We start from the raw sequence: 16,067 nt of genomic DNA, 5'->3' as shown, positions 1-16,067 counted from the left end.
TAACGTCACTGCAGGGAGAACGTCCCTGCAGTGCAAAGTCACTTCAGGGAGAACGTCACTGCGGTGTACTTCTCCGACAGTTCCCACAGCCTGCGGGCGACATCGCGGTCGCGTGCCCGCTGCGCAATCCGGGCCTGGTGAGGTGAGCCGTACAGCAGCATGTGCGGTCCGATCAGGCCACCGGCCATCGTCGGCTCCGTCGCGGCGTACACCACTGATTCGGCGCCCTGCGCGGAAGTGCGTTGCAGGATCTTCTTGCCGAAACCGAAGAGGCCGTCGAACCATGTGCCGGTGTTGCTCCCGACTTCGGTGGCGGCGTACCCGGGGTGAACAGCGATCGCACGCAACCGCGAACGTGCCGCCGCCAGGCGCCGCTCCAGTTCGAGGCTGAACACCAGATTCGCGAGCTTGGACTGCGCGTAGGCGCCAGCCCTGCTGTAGCGGCGGTGTTCCCAGTTGAGGTCGTCGAGGTCCAGCCGGCCGAGAAGGTGGGCAGCGCTGGACACGGTGACGACGCGCGTGGTGATGCGGTCGAGCAGCAGGCCGGTCAGAGCGAAATGGCCGAGGTGATTGGTACCGAACTGCATCTCGAACCCGTCCCGTGTCCGGGTCAGTGGCAGCGCCATGACCCCGGCGTTGTTGACGAGCACGTCGATCGTACGGTCGCCGAGGGTGCGGGAGAACTCGTGGACCGAATCGAGGTCGGCCAGGTCGAGACGGTGCATCGACGCGTTGGGGCCGATCTCCGATGCGATCCGTTCACCTGCGGCCGTGTTGCGGCCTGCGAGCAGGACCGTAGCTCCCGCAGCACCGAGTGATCGAGCAGTTGCCTCCCCCACACCGCTGGTAGCGCCGGTCACCAAGTAGGTGACCGGCGCTACCGGTGATGCGGTGGAGTCAGGCGCCAATCGACGCCTTCATCATCGGGAGCATCTCCCACAGCTCGTCTTGCCAGTAGCCCCACGTGTGGGTGCCGGTGGAAGGGAAGGAGAAGTGCGCGGAGTCGATACCGAGGGTGGCCAGCCGGACCTGGAATGCGCGGTTCTGCGCGAGTGCGAGCGCTTCGAGCCCCATTGCGTTTGCAGTGTTGAACACGCCGATCGCGGAGTTCGGACGGTCGTGCTCACCGGGCAGGCCGCTCGAGGCCGCGATCCACATCGGCAGCCCGCGCATCTTCGGTGCCGCGACGAACGGGTCGTGGCGCAGCCACGCGGAATCCCAGGGAGGGCCCCACATGGCATCGGAGTTGAATCCGCCTGCATCGAGCATGGCGATGCGGATCGCTTCGCGCATACCGGGCGCGGACAGGTTCAGGTAACCGGACAGCGAGCCTGCGAAGCCGAACTGGTCGCGGTGGTAAGCGGCGAGGATCAGCGCGGCGTTACCGCCCATCGACAACCCGACGACCGCGTTGTTGCTGCGGGAGATGCCGTACGCGGCAGCGAGATGATCGGGGAGATTCTGGGTGAGGAACGATTCCCACTTGTAGGTGTACTTCTGGCCGTTGAAGTTGCTCGGCGCGTACCAGTCGGCGTAGAAGCTCGACTGGCCGCCCACCGGCATCACGACGTTGATGCCGTTGTCGGCCAGCCATGCCGCATTGGTCTCGTGCTCCCAACCGCTGACATCGTCGGTGGCGCGCAGGCCGTCGAGCAGATACACAGCCTTGTTGCTGCCGTTGTTCGCGTGCCAGATGCGCACCTTGATCTGGCCGACGCCGCCGGGTGCGGCGACCCAGTCCTCGGAGAATCGGGTGTACGGGTCTGCGGACGCGGTACCTGCCCCGATACCTGCGAAAACGAGCGCGAGCGGGACCACGATCGCCGCTACGAGCAGCCGCACGAGGGCGCGCACTCCCCGTCGCGTTCCGTTATCGGACGAATTCGTCACACCAAGCTCTCCTTGAACGTTTACCCCAGAAATCACTCTCGTCACACGATATAAGTGCGCGCGAGACTTAAGCAGGCTTGCACACAATCGTTATCCTGCAAAGCCGAAACCGAAATCGGCGACTCGGCGGCTACCGTGTCTCGACGTGCCCGACGCTCCCCTTCCCGTCCGAGACGGACTGAATCCGACCCGCCTGCGAATTCCGGAAAACTGCACGTCGGAGACGGTGGTGGAGTACCTGTGCACCCGTTTTCCCGACGACGCAGCACGGATCGAAGAGAAGATCGACTCGGGTGAGGTCTTCTCCGGTGACGGAACTGTGATCTCACGTACCAGTCCGTGCGTTCCGCGCACGTTCGTGTTTCTCTATCGCGATCCGCCTGCGGAGACACGTGTTCCGTTCGAAATCGACATTCTTCATCATGACGACAATCTGCTCGTTGCCGACAAACCCCATTTCCTTCCCACTATCCCCCGAGGTTCGTGGGTTGCGGAAACCGCGCTCGTGCGACTGCGCCGCGAACTCGACCTTCCCGAACTCACACCCGCGCACCGACTCGACCGTCTCACCGCCGGGGTACTGGTGTTCACGGTTCGCCGTGAGGTTCGCCGCGCCTATCAGATGCTCTTCGAGAACCGAATGGTCGAGAAAGAGTACGAGGCGGTGGCACCCGCTGCGCCGCACCTCGGATTCCCTCTCGAGACACGAAGCCGCATCGTGAAGGAACGCGGGGTTCTCCAGGCGCGCGAAGTCCCGGGTGAGATCAACGCCGTTACCCACCTCGACGTGCACGATGTCCGCGGCGATCGTGCGCTGTACCGACTGTTACCGAGGACGGGGAAAACGCACCAATTGCGCGTACACATGAACTCCCTTGGTCTGCCGATCATGGGCGATCCCCTCTACCCGCACGTGTACGACGTTGCCCGCGACGACTATTCGTCACCGCTCCAGCTACTCGCGCGCGCGGTCGAATTCGACGATCCGATCACGGGTCGGCGGACTCACTTCACAAGCCGCAGAAACCTGGCAGCATGGGACCACAGCACCCCCTGACCCCGTTGGCAGCACGGGCTTCTCGTCGTGGAGGATCCATGAGTCTCGGCAGCATTTCTCGTACTTACGACGGCCGGGTGGCCCTGCGCTTCGAACGTGGCTTCCCTCACTCTCCGGAGAGGGTGTGGAGTGTCCTCACCGAGTCCGAGTACCTCGACGCCTGGTTTCCCGCCTCCGTCGACTGGGACCTCACCCCGGGCGCGCAACTACAGTTCCGCACCACCGATGAACAGGTACGCCGCTTCGATCTTCCCGCTGGGCATACCGCGAGCGGTTCGGTCCTGGTAGTGCACCCCGGACGAATTCTCGAGCTGATGTGGGACTCCGACGTACTTCACTGGGAGTTGGCACCCGACGGATCCGGCGGATGCTGGCTCACCCTCACCCACACCACGGACACCGAGGACGACGCGTACGCGCACGGTGCGGGCTGGCACGCGGGATTGGAGGTCGTCGAAGCCCAGCTCGACGGCAGACCGATCGATTGGTCGATGTGGGAACGTGCCGAGGAGCTCGCCGAGCACTACCGCCTCCCCGGCAGCTGAAGCGCGCCTCGGCCGGGTTATCGGATCTGTTCGGTGGGGACTCGCGCCCCGGTGCGTCCCGACACTCTCGCGACGATCTCCGACGCCCATGAACCGATCTCATCCCAGTCACGGAAGTCACCGAGCCGGGCCCCGGTCATCCGGACCACCACACGCTCACCGGCGCTGAGTACGGCGGGATCGACCTTTCCTGCGAACGTACGGTGTTCGAGAGCGCCTGTGCGGGCCATGGCGGGCGCGACGTCGTAATGGTTGTTCACGGGACGCCCCTGCTCCTTTATCGGTCCGGACGAGAAGAGGAAGACATCCCGGCGTCGCAGGGCCACAGCGTGCTCGTCGAGGAAATCTCGAACCGCGCGCAGCCACCGATTGCGGTAGACAGCGCTCCCCACGATCACGACGTCGTAATCGGCAATACTCGATACCGCCTCGGGCGCGCGAACATCGACGTCGGCGCCGTGATGACGCAGACCCGCAGCCAAAGCCGTTGCGAGTTCCGCGGTGGAACCGTGCTTGCTCCCCACCGCCACCAAAATCCTCATTCTCACCCTCCGGAGGCGCGCGTTTCCCCATGATCACCCGGAAATCGGCAGAAGACCAGAGTCCAAGTGCCCTTCTCCCGGGCTTTGTTGTGTTTCACATCCTGCACTCGCGACATATCGGGAACTCGATGGCACAGTTGCATTTCAGGGAGCACTCGGTGCACACCACCGACAGGAGGATCATGACGCCGGCGAAATCGACCACATCGGTATCCGAAGAGACCGAACGCAAGTACACGGCGACACCCGACCAGGACGTGCCCGATCTCTCCGGGATCGCAGGAGTCACGTCGATCGACACCGACACGGTCGATCTGTCCGCCCAATACTTCGATACCCCTGATCTGCAGTTGCTGCGATCGAAGATCACCCTTCGCAGGCGTGAGGGTGGCGACGACGCAGGCTGGCATTCGAAGCTTCCCGTCGGCGACGACACCCGGACCGAACTGCATCATCCGTTCGCGGCGAGCGGCCCCACCGACGTTGCGCCCGATGCGTTGCTCGGCTTGCTCCGCGGGGTTCGGCGGAATCGCCCTGTAGCGCTCGCCGCGCTACTGAACACTCGACGCCGTCGACATCGGCTCCGAGGGGCCGACGGCGCGCTGCTCGCCGAAGTGGTCATCGACGATGTGACCGCGATCCGCAGCGTCGACGACGCCGAACCGCAGTGGCGGGAGATCGAGGTCGAACTCGGGCCGGGGGCCGACCCCTCCATCCTGGATTCAGTCGAGGAACTCCTCGGTGCGGAAGGCATCACACGCTCCCCGAGTCCGTCGAAGGTGCACCGAGTCCTCGGCGACCTCATCCCGGCCACCGAACCCCTGCGCGGTACCGCGGGCTACCTGCGCGACTATCTCGCACACGAGCGACAGACGCTGTTGATGTCCGACATCGCCGTGCGACGCGACGCACCCGACGCGGTACACAGCATGCGCAAAGCAGCGCGCCGCCTCCGCAGTGCCCTGCAGACCTACGCAGACGATTTCGCGATCGACACCGCACTCGTCGAGGAACTGCGCTGGCTCGGAAGATGTCTGAGCCCGTCCCGCGATCTCGAGGTCCAGCACGAACGACTCGCCGATCGAGTCGCGGAGATCAGCGTCGAACGGTATCGCGAGGCCACCCGCGCGCGCATCGACGAGTACTTCACCGCCAAATCGATTGCGGCACGCGCAGAAGCGATCACGACGCTCGACTCCGATCGGTATCTGGCGCTGATCGACAGTCTCGACACGCTGATCGGCGAACTGTCGGCCACCCCGAAGAATCGTGACAAGCAGCACCGTCCCAAACCCGCAAAGCTCGCCCGGTCGATCGAGAATCTCGCAAAGAAAGTGACGAAACGTGTGGACCGGGTGGCCGAAGCCCGCGACGATACAGAGCGCGACGAACGGATGCACCGCGCACGTAAGGGGTCGAAACGCTTGCGCTACGCGATCGAGGTGATCGCGCCGCTGCATCCGAAACGCGCCGAGCACGCACTCGACAGGTTCGACGAGTTCCAGGACCTGCTGGGCGAGTTCCAGGATTCGGTGGTCGCGCGCGACCATCTGCTCGATCTGGCGTCCGAGCAGGGGCACTCCGCCGAGTCCAGTTTCGGACTCGGTGTCCTGCATCAGCTCGAAGCCGAGATCGGCGCTCGGCAGGCCGTGCACCTCGAGGCGGCATGGAAGAAGGCATACAAATCCGCACGCACGTTGTGGCGCTGAGCCAGGACCTCGAGACTCGCCACGACGCATCGCGGTTCCCGGGTATGCGTCGGATTCGTGTGGCGTAACGTGACATCCGTAGCCGATCGGTCGCCCCGTCCCGCAGGTCGCCGTACAAATGAAGGAGACATCGATGAGCACACCGAGCACCAGCAAGGCCGTCGTTGCAGGTGTCGACGGTTCCGAAACCTCTGCGGCAGCCGCCCGCTGGGCAGGCGCACTCGCCGCGCGTCTCGAGGTGCCACTCGAGCTCGTTCATTCGTTACCCAGCGAGGGGATCTTCTACAGCGAAGCTGCGGTCCTGATCCAGTCCCAGATGGTCGAACAACTCGAGAAGGACGGTAAACAGGTCCTCTCCGACGTCGCCGACCGCGTGCGTGCCGACAATCCCGGCCTGGAGGTGCAGAGCTTCATCGGCCCCGGGCCCGCAGCAACCTCCATTCTCGAGGCCGCCGAAAAGGCTCGCGTCGTCGTCCTCGGCGCCACGGGCGCAGGCAAGGTCGAAAACTTCCTGCTCGGCTCGACGGTCGTACGCGTCTCCAACCACGCACCGTGCCCGGTGGTGGTGTGGCGAGGCGACACCTCCAACCCCCTCCCCAGCTCGAAGCCCATCGTCGTGGGTGTGGACGGTAGCGAACTCTCTTCTGCCGCAGTGGAGTACGCATTCGAATATGCGCAGACCCTCGGAGCACCGCTCTCGGCCGTGCATTCGTGGATCGGCGACGCTGCACTCGGCGTCGGTGCCACGGCCGCGCTGGTCGACTGGGAGGCCGTGGAAGAGTCGGAGTCCGCCGTACTCGCGGAGTCCCTCGCGGGTCTGCATGACAAGTATCCGGACGTCGAGGTCCGTCGCGTCATCGATCGCGGTCCCGCCGCGAAGGTACTGCTGAACCACCTGCAGGATGCGCAACTCGCTGTGGTCGGCAGCCATGGGCGCGGCCAGTTCGCCGCCGCTCTACTCGGCTCCACCAGTCAGAATCTTCTGCACAACGCACCCTGCCCTGTCCTTGTCGCACGCAAGCCCTGAGAAAGCGCCGGACCGCACAACGCTCAGGCCCACGCCCCCGCCGCGGCGCGTGGGCCTTTGCGCGGGTCGATCAGAGTGCGACCCCGAATGCAGCGCCGAGTCCATAGGTCACCGCCATGGCAAGCGCACCTCCGAGCACAACGCGCGCCACCGCGCGCCCCGGTCGCGCGCCACCCAGCCAGGCACCGACGGATCCCGTTGCGGCAAGCGCACACAACACTGCCACGAAAGTCACTGGGATCCTGATAGTTTCGGACACGAATACGATCATGAGAAGCGGTGCCAACGCACCCGCTGTGAAGGCGACCGCAGATGAGAGGGCCGCGACCCACGGGTTCGCAAGCTCGCTCGGATCGATTCCCAGCTCTATTTCCGCGTGTGCCCGCAAGGCATTACGGGCTGTCAGTTCCTCCGCTGCCGAACGTGCCGTGGCACGGGACAATCCCTTGTGCTCGAGCAGGCCGGTAAGTTCTTCGAGCTCCTCTTCGGGCATCACTGCGAGCTCGCGGCGTTCGACCCGCAACGCAGCTCGTTCGGTGTCGCGCTGCGCACTCACCGACACGTACTCCCCCAACGCCATCGAGACCGCGCCGGCGGCCAGCCCTGCCACACCGGCAACGAGAATCGTCGACCGGTCTGTGGTGGCTGCGGCAATGCCTACGACGAGGCCCGCCGTGGAGACGATGCCGTCGTTCGCGCCGAGCACGCCGGCTCGCAACCAGTTCAGTTTGGTGGCCAGACCGCTGGTGTGCGGCTCGGCGGCGTGGTCGGACACCGACTCCGGTAGGGACATGATCGCCAGCGTAGAACTCGCACACCCCTTCCGATAGCACGGCCAGGCTCACCTCACCAAGGCGCGCGGCCGAGTTTCCTTTCGATCCAGTCGGAGTCGGGAGATCCCCCCTCCGTCGTATCGAGGACCACAGCACCCGGCCACTCGTCCCGCCGGTGCAGTTGTTCGTCGAGCACCGCCGGGGTGGCATCGGAGGCATCGTCTCCACGCGCGGTGCGAGAGGCGATGCGCTGCATCAGCACCTCCCGGTCGGCTCTGCATTCGATCTCGATCAGATCTGCAGCCGTCGAAACCGCGACCTCCCGCGCAGTGCGACGACGCTCCTCCGAAAGCCACGTCGCGTCGAGCACCACCGATTCGCCCCGTGCAAGCAGGTCACCGGCACGACGGCACAGTTCCCGGTAGGTGGCATCGGTGCTCTCCGCTGAATACAGACCCGAGCCGACACCGTCGCCGGTACGTTCGGTCGGAGCCATCCCGGCAAGTTCCTTACGGATCACATCGGTTCGCAGGACAGCCGCTCTCAGATGACCTCCGATCGTCTTGGCCAGCGTCGACTTCCCGGTTGCGGCAACACCACCGACGAGGACCAGCCGCACCCGTCCACGATCGAGATTGTGCTCTACCTGGTCGAGGTAGCCGAAGGTTTCCTCACGTGAGGAAGCATCGCCCTGCTCGTGGCGTAGCGCGGTCACCTTGGCGCGCACCAGGGCGCGGTAGGCGATGTAGTGATGCTCGAGCGACGCGGGGGGATGATCGTCCGCATGGGTGGCGTACGCATCGAGCAAGGTGCGCGCCGCGTCGAGAGCGCCGAGGCGTTCGAGATCCATTGCAAGAAAAGCGAGGTCGAGGGCCGCGTCTCCATAGCGCAGCTCGTCGTCGAATTCGAGGCAGTCGATGATGCGCGGGCCGTCGTCCATACAGAAGATGTCGTCGCAGAGCATGTCTCCGTGCCCGTCGACCGCTCTGCCTGCCGCAATACGGCCATCGAACAATGCTGTGCGTCCCTGTAGATAGCGTTGGGACGCAGTGCGGATGCGAGCCAGGGCAGACCCGGCCTCCCGCCCGACCTGCAGGCGATCGAGGTGATCGAGGCTCAGTCGCCACAGTTCGGCAACGAATTCCGCAGTCGCGCACCGATCGATGCCGGGGCTGTGCGGCGACGCGGCATGCAGGACTGCAACCTGCCGTGCCACATCGTCGATTGCCGCACCGACGTCCTCGCCCCGTTCGATCACCACCGCCATACGCCGATCGTCGGGAAGCCTCTTCATGACGACGAAGTGCTCGCACACCTCCCCTCCCGGATCGTGCATGTCGGCCACGCCGAGATACACATCCGGGGCGAGGCGCCGGTTGAGCACCACTTCCCTGTGACAGATCTGCTCTCGCGCAACGCGCGTGCGATTGTCGAGGAACCCGAGATCGAGTGGCTTCTTCATCTTGTGCACTCGATCGCCGACGAAGAACACCAACGAGCTGTGGGTTTCCCGCATCGACGCGTATGAGATCTCTGCTTGCCCCGCCACTGTGTACTCCTCGTATCGGTCCGCGGTCTCCTTGCCCCACTGTGCCCGCATCTCGCGCGGTTCGTGCACTCAGGCGCACAGTGACTTGCGCCGTTGCGCCTGAACGCCCCGTCCGAAAGCGGTAGTTTGCTGTCGAGTGGATATCGAACAGGGGAACGATGCATATCGACGGGGAGTCCAGCGTCGGCGAGAAGGACAGCGCCGCCGGGAACAGACGGGTCGTCATCCTCTCCGCGGCGAGGACGAAGATCGAACGTGACCTCCTGGACCGCTGGTGCAACTCCGAGTACGTGCCCGACGATTACCGTGCGGCGGCTCGTCCCGACGTCGTGGACCTCGACTCACGAGTCCTCACCTCCGAACTCTCCGCCCGAACCGACGACCCGCTTCTCGTCCCGGTCCGGGTGGTGTGGCTCCCTTCCGAACGCGACGGTGCCCGCCGCGCGCGGTTCTCGGATGTCCTTGCCTTGACCAACCCCCGCAACCCGAATGTCCTGATCCAGAAGTGGCTGGTCGGCAGGTCCTCCGACCGGTACCGGATCGTGGTGGCAGCACCCGCGCACCTCGACGATCTTCGTGAGCAGCTTGCCGCCGAGGAACACGGCCGAGTTCCGGACGCGGCGTCCCTCGCGCGTTATGTGACGCGACGAGCCGTGGTTGCGCTCGAGCGCGCCGAACGCGCCGTCATCGGTGATCGGTACAAGGTGCCCCGGCTCGTTGCCGCGCAGATCATGGATCAGCCGTCGTTCCGGCGGCGTCTCGACACGATCGCAGCCGAGGAACACCTTTCCCGAGACGAGGTCGATGGACGAGCCCGCGCCGCACTCGACGAGCTCGTCGCAGTGCAGTCACGCCTGGTCACGGACCTCTTCACACAGGCCATGCGTCCACTGCACAGCTCGGCATGGACGGTGCACGCCGACGACTCCGGACTGGAGGCGCTACGCGAGCTCAATCGCACGCATCCGCTGGTGTTCCTGCCGTCCCACCGGTCGTACGCCGACGCGTTCGTCCTGGGCAGCATCCTCGCCGATCACGATTTCCCCGGTAACCACTTGATGGGCGGTGCCAACCTCACGTTCTGGCCGATAGGCCCCATCGCACGTCGCACGGGCACGGTGTTCATCAGGCGGAGTTTCGGGAACGACACGGTGTACAAGGCTGCGCTCGAGGAGTACTTCGCTTTCCTGCTGGGCAAGCGATTCAATCTGGAGTGGTACTTCGAAGGGGGTCGCACCCGCACCGGCAAGCTTCGCAGGCCGCGCTACGGACTCCTCAATTACGTTGCGAACGCGATCCGTACTGGCCGTGTCGACGACGCGATGCTGGTACCTGTATCGATCACCTACGAAGGGCTCGCCGAGGTTGCAGCCGTGGCCGCCGAGCAGACCGGCGCCCCGAAGAAACCCGAAGGGCTGAGGTGGCTGGCGAATTACGCCCGCAATCAGCAGCGCAGCGCAGGCAATGTCTACGTGCAGTTCGGCACGCCGTTGTCGATGCGAGCACAACTCGCGGCGGGCGGGGACCCCGACCTGTCCGAGCCGGAACCCGGGGAGGGCACAGCCCACGACCCCGCAACCAGGGACGGTCTCCAGCGTAAGGCGATGCAGAAGGTGGCATTCGAAGTGGCGGTCGGTATCAACCGCACCACACCGGTCACCGTGAACAGCCTTGTCACCCTCGCCCTACTCGGGGTCCGCGACCGAGCGCTCACGCTCGACGAGGTGCGGGCTGTCGTCGCGCCGGTCCGCAGTTACCTCGACGCCCGCGGAGCCCCGCAAGGCGAAGTAGAACTCCTCGACCGCGAGGGTGGGCTCGCCCAGGTTCTCGCTGCGCTGACCGACGCCGGTGTGGTGACGACCTACGCCGGAGGCGACGAGGCGGTGTACTCCATCCAACCGGGTCAGCATCTCGTCGCCGCGTTCTACCGCAACAGCGGTATCCACTGGTTCGTCAACCGCTCGATCCTCGAACTCGCTGTGCTCTTCGTACACGAACACCCCAGTGACAACCCGGTGCGCACCGCGTGGCACGAAGCTAAGAATCTGCGCGACCTGCTCAAGTTCGAGTTCTTCTTCCCCGACCGCGACGCCTTCGAATCGGAGCTGCGAGATGAAGTGGAGCTTCTCGTGCCCGAATGGGAATGGGGAACGCCGCTTCCCAGCGAGGGCCGGGCGCTCAACGCGCTGATCGAGACCGGGTTGTTCATGTCGCACCGCACGCTGCGCTCGTTCTTCGACGCACAGCTCGTCGTCGCCGAGCGGCTGGCGCGCAGGGACCCTACGCTCGAAGTGGAGCGCGACGCATTCCTCGACGAGTGCGTCGCGGTGGGACGGCAGATGCTGCTGCAAGACCGGTTGTACGGTTCCGAGTCCGTATCCTCGGAACTGTTCGCAACAGCTTTGGAGCTGGCACGCAACCGCGGGCTTCTCGACCGGAACGACGACTCGGTCGCGCAGAAGCGTCGTGCGTTCGCGTCACAGCTGCTGGCCGTCGGTGAGCGGGTCGCATTGGCCGAGTCACTGGACGTGTCGAACAGGAAGGCGGAGCGGTGAACATCGAGCAGGCACTGCACAGGGTGCGGACGGGGCCTCAGGGCCCCGAAGTGGCTGCGTTCTTCGACTTCGACGGCACCATCGTGCATGGTTTCTCCGGGGTGCATTTCTTCCGCGACCGGCTCCTCGCAGGCAAAGTGACCGCGGCCGAACTCGCGTCGACCATGGTCAACGGTCTGCGCGGAACCGACAGCGAAGCCGATTTCGAACGCTTCGTAGCCGTTGCGTTCAAGGCATGGCGCGGCCACAGCGAGGAAGAACTGTACGAGATCGGGCAACGGTTGTTCATGTCCACGATCGCCGGGCACCTCTATCCCGAGGCGTGGCAGCTCATCGGAGCGCACCAGAACGCGGGCCACACCGTCGTGATCGCGTCGTCGGCATCTCGGTATCAGATCCAAGCGGCAGCCGACGCACTCGGCGTCGAGCACGTACTGTTCACTCCGCTCGAGGTGGTCGACGGTGTCCTCACCGGCAAGGTCGATGGAAAGTCGTTGTGGCGCAGCGGGAAATCCGATGCGACGCGCGCATTCATCGACGAGCACGGCATCGACGGTCCGCACAGCTACACCTATTCCAACGGCGGCGAGGACGCCGAGTTCCTCGCCACCACCGGAAACCCGACCGCGACCAACCCCGACCGCACACTCGACCGGATCGCACGCGAACGCAAGTGGCCCATCCTGCGGTTCCGGCCGCGTGGCACGCCCGGGGTGAAGGAGGCGGTGCGCACCGCTGCCGCGTACGGCGGAATCGTCGGTTCCGTCTGGACGGGGCTGGGACTCGGGCTGATCAATCGCAGCCGCAAGACTGCGCTCGACTCGATCGTGAACATCGGGTCCGATGTGTCGCTCGCGCTCGCGGGTATCGACGTGCGGGTGCACGGGGAAGGGAACGCGTGGGAGCATCGCCCGGCGGTGTTCATCTTCAACCACCAGAGTCAACTCGATCCAGTGGTCCTTGCGAAGGTCCTGCGTCACGACTTCACCGGCGTGACGAAGAAAGAGCTGGCGAACGACCCGCTCTTCGGTGCGTTGCTGCGATTCGTCGGTGCCACGTTCATCGACCGTGGCAACACCGAACGCGCCGTGGAGGCGCTGGCACCGGTCGTGGACACCCTGCGACAAGGCACCTCGGTCATCATCGCACCGGAAGGCACGCGCTCCCTGACACCGCAGATCGGGCGGTTCAAGAAGGGGGCATTCCGCATCGCTATGGAGGCCCGGGTCCCGATCGTCCCCGTGGTGATCCGCAATGCCGGGGAGTTGTTGTGGAAACACTCGACCCTGCTGCGGTCGGGCACCATCGACGTCGCAGTGCTCGCCCCCATCGATGTGAGCGAGTGGAGCGTCACCGATCTCGACACACACATCGCCGCGGTCGAAGACTTGTACCGCAAGACCCTCACGGACTGGCCGATCGAGTAGATGACCGACGACAAGACCCCCGACGAACAAGCGACGGACACCAGCGACACGACGGAAATACCCGGCCCGACGGACGCCGCAGTTGCGGGGAATTCCGGGGACTCCGGGGACTCCGGCAAGAGTCACGGCAACGGCTCTGCTCTGACTCCGAAGCGGCGTCGCTACCTGAAGTGGATCGTCGGCGGCCTGCTCGTGGTGGTGCTCACCGTCGAGGTGATCCTCGTGTGGCCCGAGCTGACCGACGGCGTCAGCGGCCTCGGCCACCTGTACTGGTGGTGGGTGATCGCCGCGATCCTCGCGTCGGTCGCGGAGATGACGAGTTTCGCCAGCGTGCAACGCACGCTGTTGTCCGCCGCGGACGTGAAGGTGACGCTTCGCCAGTCACTGGCCGTGGCGCTCGCTTCGAACTCGATGAGCGTGACCCTGCCAGGCGGTCCCGTCGTAGGAACCACCTTCACCTACCGGCAGATGCGCAAGTGGGGTGCGGCCCCCGTCATCGCCACGTGGCAGCTCGTGATGGCCGGCCTGCTCCAGGCCGCGGGACTCGCACTACTCGGGCTCGTGGGTGCTCTTCTCATCGGCGCCACCACGAACCCGTTCTCGCTGATCTTCTCCATCGGTGGCCTCGCCGCGTTCCTGGTGCTGATCCAATACGCAGCCAGCAATCCGGGGTCGCTCGAATCCATCGGCCTGATCGCATTGCGAGGGTTCAATCGGCTCAGGAAGAAGCCTGCGGAGGCCGGTTCGCGGGCGTGGCGCAAGATCGTCGATCAGATCGGGGCCGTGCAACTCGACCGTCCACACGCCGCACGCGCTTTCGGGTGGTCGCTGTTCAACTGGGTCTGCGACGGCGCGTGCCTCGCGTTCGCTGCCTACGCGGTCGGTGGCACGCCCAGCCTCGCGGGTATCGCCGTGGCCTACGCTGCAGGAACCGCGACGAGCCGTGCGATCCCGTTGCTGCCTGCCGGCCTCGGCGTGATGGACGCTGTGCTCGTTCCTGCGCTCACTGCAAGCGGAATGTCGGGCGCGGAAGCACTGTCCGCTGTGCTCGTGTACCGCCTGATCAGCTTCGTGCTCATCGCCGTGATCGGATGGGTCGTGTTTGCTCTGCGCTACCGCGGCGCCCCGGAGGAAGAGGATGACGACCCGGGCCCGGGACTCGACAAACTCTGGCAGGACTGACCCGATCGGGTGTGTACGAAGCTCATATCTGATCATGAATCCCGAATTTGTTCCGGTTCCGGCGCTGTGAGGACTAGCGTCTACGCAATCGAACGAGTGGAGGGACGAGGTTCGTGGCACAGCACGAAGCTGCACACAAGCGCGAGGTCTGGTCGGGACGGTCGGTGTTCATCATGGCCGCCATCGGTTCGGCGGTCGGCCTGGGCAATATCTGGCGATTCCCGTACATCGCATACGAAAACGGCGGTGGGGCATTTCTCATCCCCTACCTGGTGGCCCTGCTCACCGCGGGTATTCCGTTGTTGTTCGTCGACTACGCAATGGGCCACAAGTTCCGAGGATCTCCGCCGCTGGCGTTCCGGCGACTGAGCCGCGGCAGCGAATTCCTCGGGTGGTGGCAGGTCCTGATCTGCTTCGTCATCGGCGTCTATTACGCGGTGATCGTCGCGTGGGCAGGCTGCTACACGTTCTTCTCCATCACCGAGGCGTGGGGCGACAACCCCGAAGGTTTCTTCCTCGAGGACTTCCTGCATATGGACGCCGAGGCGACGTTCGGTCTGAGCTTCGTTCCGGGCGTCGCGTGGCCGCTGGTCCTGGTATGGGTTCTGGTCGTGGCCGTTCTTGCGCTCGGTGTGCAGCGCGGTATCGGCAACGCGAACCGCATCTTCGTTCCGCTGCTCGTGATTCTGTTCGGCGCCCTGGTGGTCCAGGCGTTGCTGCTCGACGGTTCGGCTCTCGGCCTCGACGCGTTGTTCACCCCCAATTGGGAGGCGTTGACCGACACCGGAGTGTGGATCGCGGCCTACGCACAGATCTTCTTCTCGCTGTCCGTTGCCTTCGGCATCATGCTCACCTACTCGTCGTATCTGAAACGCAAGACCAACCTGACCGGCTCGGGACTGGTGGTGGGTTTCTCCAACTCGAGTTTCGAGGTGCTCGCCGGAATCGGTGTGTTCTCGGCGCTCGGGTTCATGGCGCAGGCTCAGGGCGTCGCGGTCGACGAGGTCGTAGCGAGCGGTATCGGCCTGGCCTTCATCGCCTTCCCGACGATCGTGTCGCAGATGCCGGGCGGTCCCATCTTCGGTGTGCTGTTCTTCGGGTCGCTGGTGTTCGCCGGGTTCACATCGATGATCAGCATCATCCAGGTGACGGTCTCCGCCTTCCAGGACAAGACCGGGCTCGGCAAGGTACCCGCGTCACTTACGATCGGCGGCGCTGCAGCCATCGTGTCGATACTCCTGTTCCCCACTACAACCGGCTTGAACACCCTCGACGTGGTGGACCGGTTCGCGAATCAGTTCGGCATCGTGGGTGTTGCGTTCGCGGCCGTTATCGTGATCGCGTGGGTGCTGCGGCGCCTGCCCGAACTGCGTGACCATCTCAACTCGGTGTCGTCGTTCAAGGTCGGCGTGGTGTGGCAGGTCTTCGTCGGCGTCGTCACTCCGGTGGTGCTCGGTTACATGCTGTTCAGCGAGATCCGTGACCGCATCAACGAAGGCTACGGGGGACTCCCGGACAGCTTGGTGACGACGTTCGGGTGGGGTGTCCAGATCGCGGTGATCATTCTCGCGATCGCCATGTCGTTCATTCCTTGGCGTCGCGGGGTCGAAGCCGAGTTCGAACTCGACGAGAACCGTTCGGTTTCCACACCAGCGCTCACCAAAACAGAGCAGGGAGAGAATTCGTGAACACCTCCGCAATCGTGATGATGGTCCTCGCTCTGGCCACCTTGTGGGGCGGGCTGATCCTGAGCGTGCTCCATCTACGGAAGCACCCCGACGAGATCGAGTGATCTGCTCGACCACAGTGTC

General features: G+C 64.8%; 14 protein-coding genes. 9 read left to right on the top strand and 5 right to left on the bottom strand.

All coding sequences use genetic code 11. From position 1 onward, the window contains the following. Window positions 1-38: 38 nt before the first annotated feature. Window positions 39-908, bottom strand: a complete 870-nt coding sequence (locus ACTDXD_RS16185; RefSeq protein ID WP_440123333.1) for an oxidoreductase — start codon at window positions 906-908, stop codon at window positions 39-41. Then, entirely contained in the window at window positions 898-1,890 is a 993-nt protein-coding gene (locus ACTDXD_RS16180; RefSeq protein ID WP_440123332.1) for an alpha/beta hydrolase, read from the bottom strand. The genes ACTDXD_RS16185 and ACTDXD_RS16180 overlap by 11 nt, the downstream gene beginning before the upstream one ends. A 145-nt stretch (window positions 1,891-2,035) precedes the next feature. On the opposite strand from ACTDXD_RS16180, the gene ACTDXD_RS16175 reads away from it, so the two are divergent. Both ACTDXD_RS16175 and ACTDXD_RS16170 read left to right on the top strand, forming a co-directional pair. Next, entirely contained in the window at window positions 2,036-2,947 is a 912-nt protein-coding gene (locus ACTDXD_RS16175; RefSeq protein ID WP_440123331.1) for a pseudouridine synthase, read from the top strand. 38 nt (window positions 2,948-2,985) lie between these two features. After that, entirely contained in the window at window positions 2,986-3,492 is a 507-nt protein-coding gene (locus tag ACTDXD_RS16170) for an SRPBCC family protein (RefSeq protein ID WP_440123330.1), read from the top strand. A gap of 17 nt (window positions 3,493-3,509) precedes the next feature. Here ACTDXD_RS16170 and ACTDXD_RS16165 read toward each other — a convergent pair whose 3' ends face one another. Then, a complete protein-coding gene (locus tag ACTDXD_RS16165; RefSeq protein WP_440123329.1) occupies window positions 3,510-4,034 on the bottom strand; it encodes a flavodoxin domain-containing protein in 525 nt (174 codons plus the stop codon). 182 nt (window positions 4,035-4,216) lie between these two features. On the opposite strand from ACTDXD_RS16165, the gene ACTDXD_RS16160 reads away from it, so the two are divergent. Beyond that, window positions 4,217-5,743, top strand: coding sequence for a CYTH and CHAD domain-containing protein (locus tag ACTDXD_RS16160; RefSeq protein ID WP_440123328.1), 1,527 nt, complete (start codon window positions 4,217-4,219; stop codon window positions 5,741-5,743). Window positions 5,744-5,876: 133 nt separating this feature from the next. After that, the gene (locus tag ACTDXD_RS16155) at window positions 5,877-6,770 is read left to right on the top strand and encodes a universal stress protein (RefSeq protein ID WP_440123327.1); all 894 of its coding nucleotides are present in this window, start codon (window positions 5,877-5,879) and stop codon (window positions 6,768-6,770) included. A gap of 70 nt (window positions 6,771-6,840) precedes the next feature. Here ACTDXD_RS16155 and ACTDXD_RS16150 read toward each other — a convergent pair whose 3' ends face one another. Both ACTDXD_RS16150 and ACTDXD_RS16145 read right to left on the bottom strand, forming a co-directional pair. After that, a complete protein-coding gene (locus ACTDXD_RS16150; RefSeq protein WP_440123326.1) occupies window positions 6,841-7,563 on the bottom strand; it encodes a VIT1/CCC1 transporter family protein in 723 nt (240 codons plus the stop codon). A gap of 53 nt (window positions 7,564-7,616) precedes the next feature. Further along, window positions 7,617-9,059: an AAA family ATPase gene (locus tag ACTDXD_RS16145; protein WP_440127668.1), complete on the bottom strand. Its 1,443-nt coding sequence runs from the start codon at window positions 9,057-9,059 to the stop codon at window positions 7,617-7,619. Between the two features lie 191 nt (window positions 9,060-9,250). Here ACTDXD_RS16145 and ACTDXD_RS16140 point away from each other — a divergent pair, with 191 nt between their 5' ends. From ACTDXD_RS16140 to ACTDXD_RS16120, 5 genes are all read left to right on the top strand, one after another. Further along, on the top strand, window positions 9,251-11,647 hold the full coding sequence (locus ACTDXD_RS16140; RefSeq protein ID WP_440123325.1) for a glycerol-3-phosphate 1-O-acyltransferase: 2,397 nt from the start codon (window positions 9,251-9,253) through the stop codon (window positions 11,645-11,647). After that, entirely contained in the window at window positions 11,644-13,074 is a 1,431-nt protein-coding gene (locus ACTDXD_RS16135) for an HAD-IB family hydrolase (protein ID WP_440123324.1), read from the top strand. Before ACTDXD_RS16140 ends, ACTDXD_RS16135 begins: the two co-directional genes overlap by 4 nt. After that, window positions 13,075-14,256 carry a lysylphosphatidylglycerol synthase transmembrane domain-containing protein gene (locus tag ACTDXD_RS16130; RefSeq protein WP_440123323.1) on the top strand — a complete coding sequence of 394 codons (1,182 nt, stop codon included), beginning with the start codon at window positions 13,075-13,077 and terminating at the stop codon, window positions 14,254-14,256. It abuts the gene before it with no gap. A gap of 113 nt (window positions 14,257-14,369) precedes the next feature. Next, on the top strand, window positions 14,370-15,944 hold the full coding sequence (locus tag ACTDXD_RS16125; protein ID WP_440123322.1) for a sodium-dependent transporter: 1,575 nt from the start codon (window positions 14,370-14,372) through the stop codon (window positions 15,942-15,944). Further along, entirely contained in the window at window positions 15,941-16,048 is a 108-nt protein-coding gene (locus ACTDXD_RS16120; RefSeq protein ID WP_169688341.1) for a methionine/alanine import family NSS transporter small subunit, read from the top strand. The genes ACTDXD_RS16125 and ACTDXD_RS16120 overlap by 4 nt, the downstream gene beginning before the upstream one ends. The last annotated feature ends 19 nt before the right edge of the window (window positions 16,049-16,067 follow it).

This window comes from Rhodococcus sp. SJ-3 (assembly GCF_051918125.1).
In the GTDB taxonomy this organism is placed as follows: domain Bacteria; phylum Actinomycetota; class Actinomycetes; order Mycobacteriales; family Mycobacteriaceae; genus Rhodococcus.
This window is presented reverse-complemented; position numbering and strand designations above follow the sequence as displayed.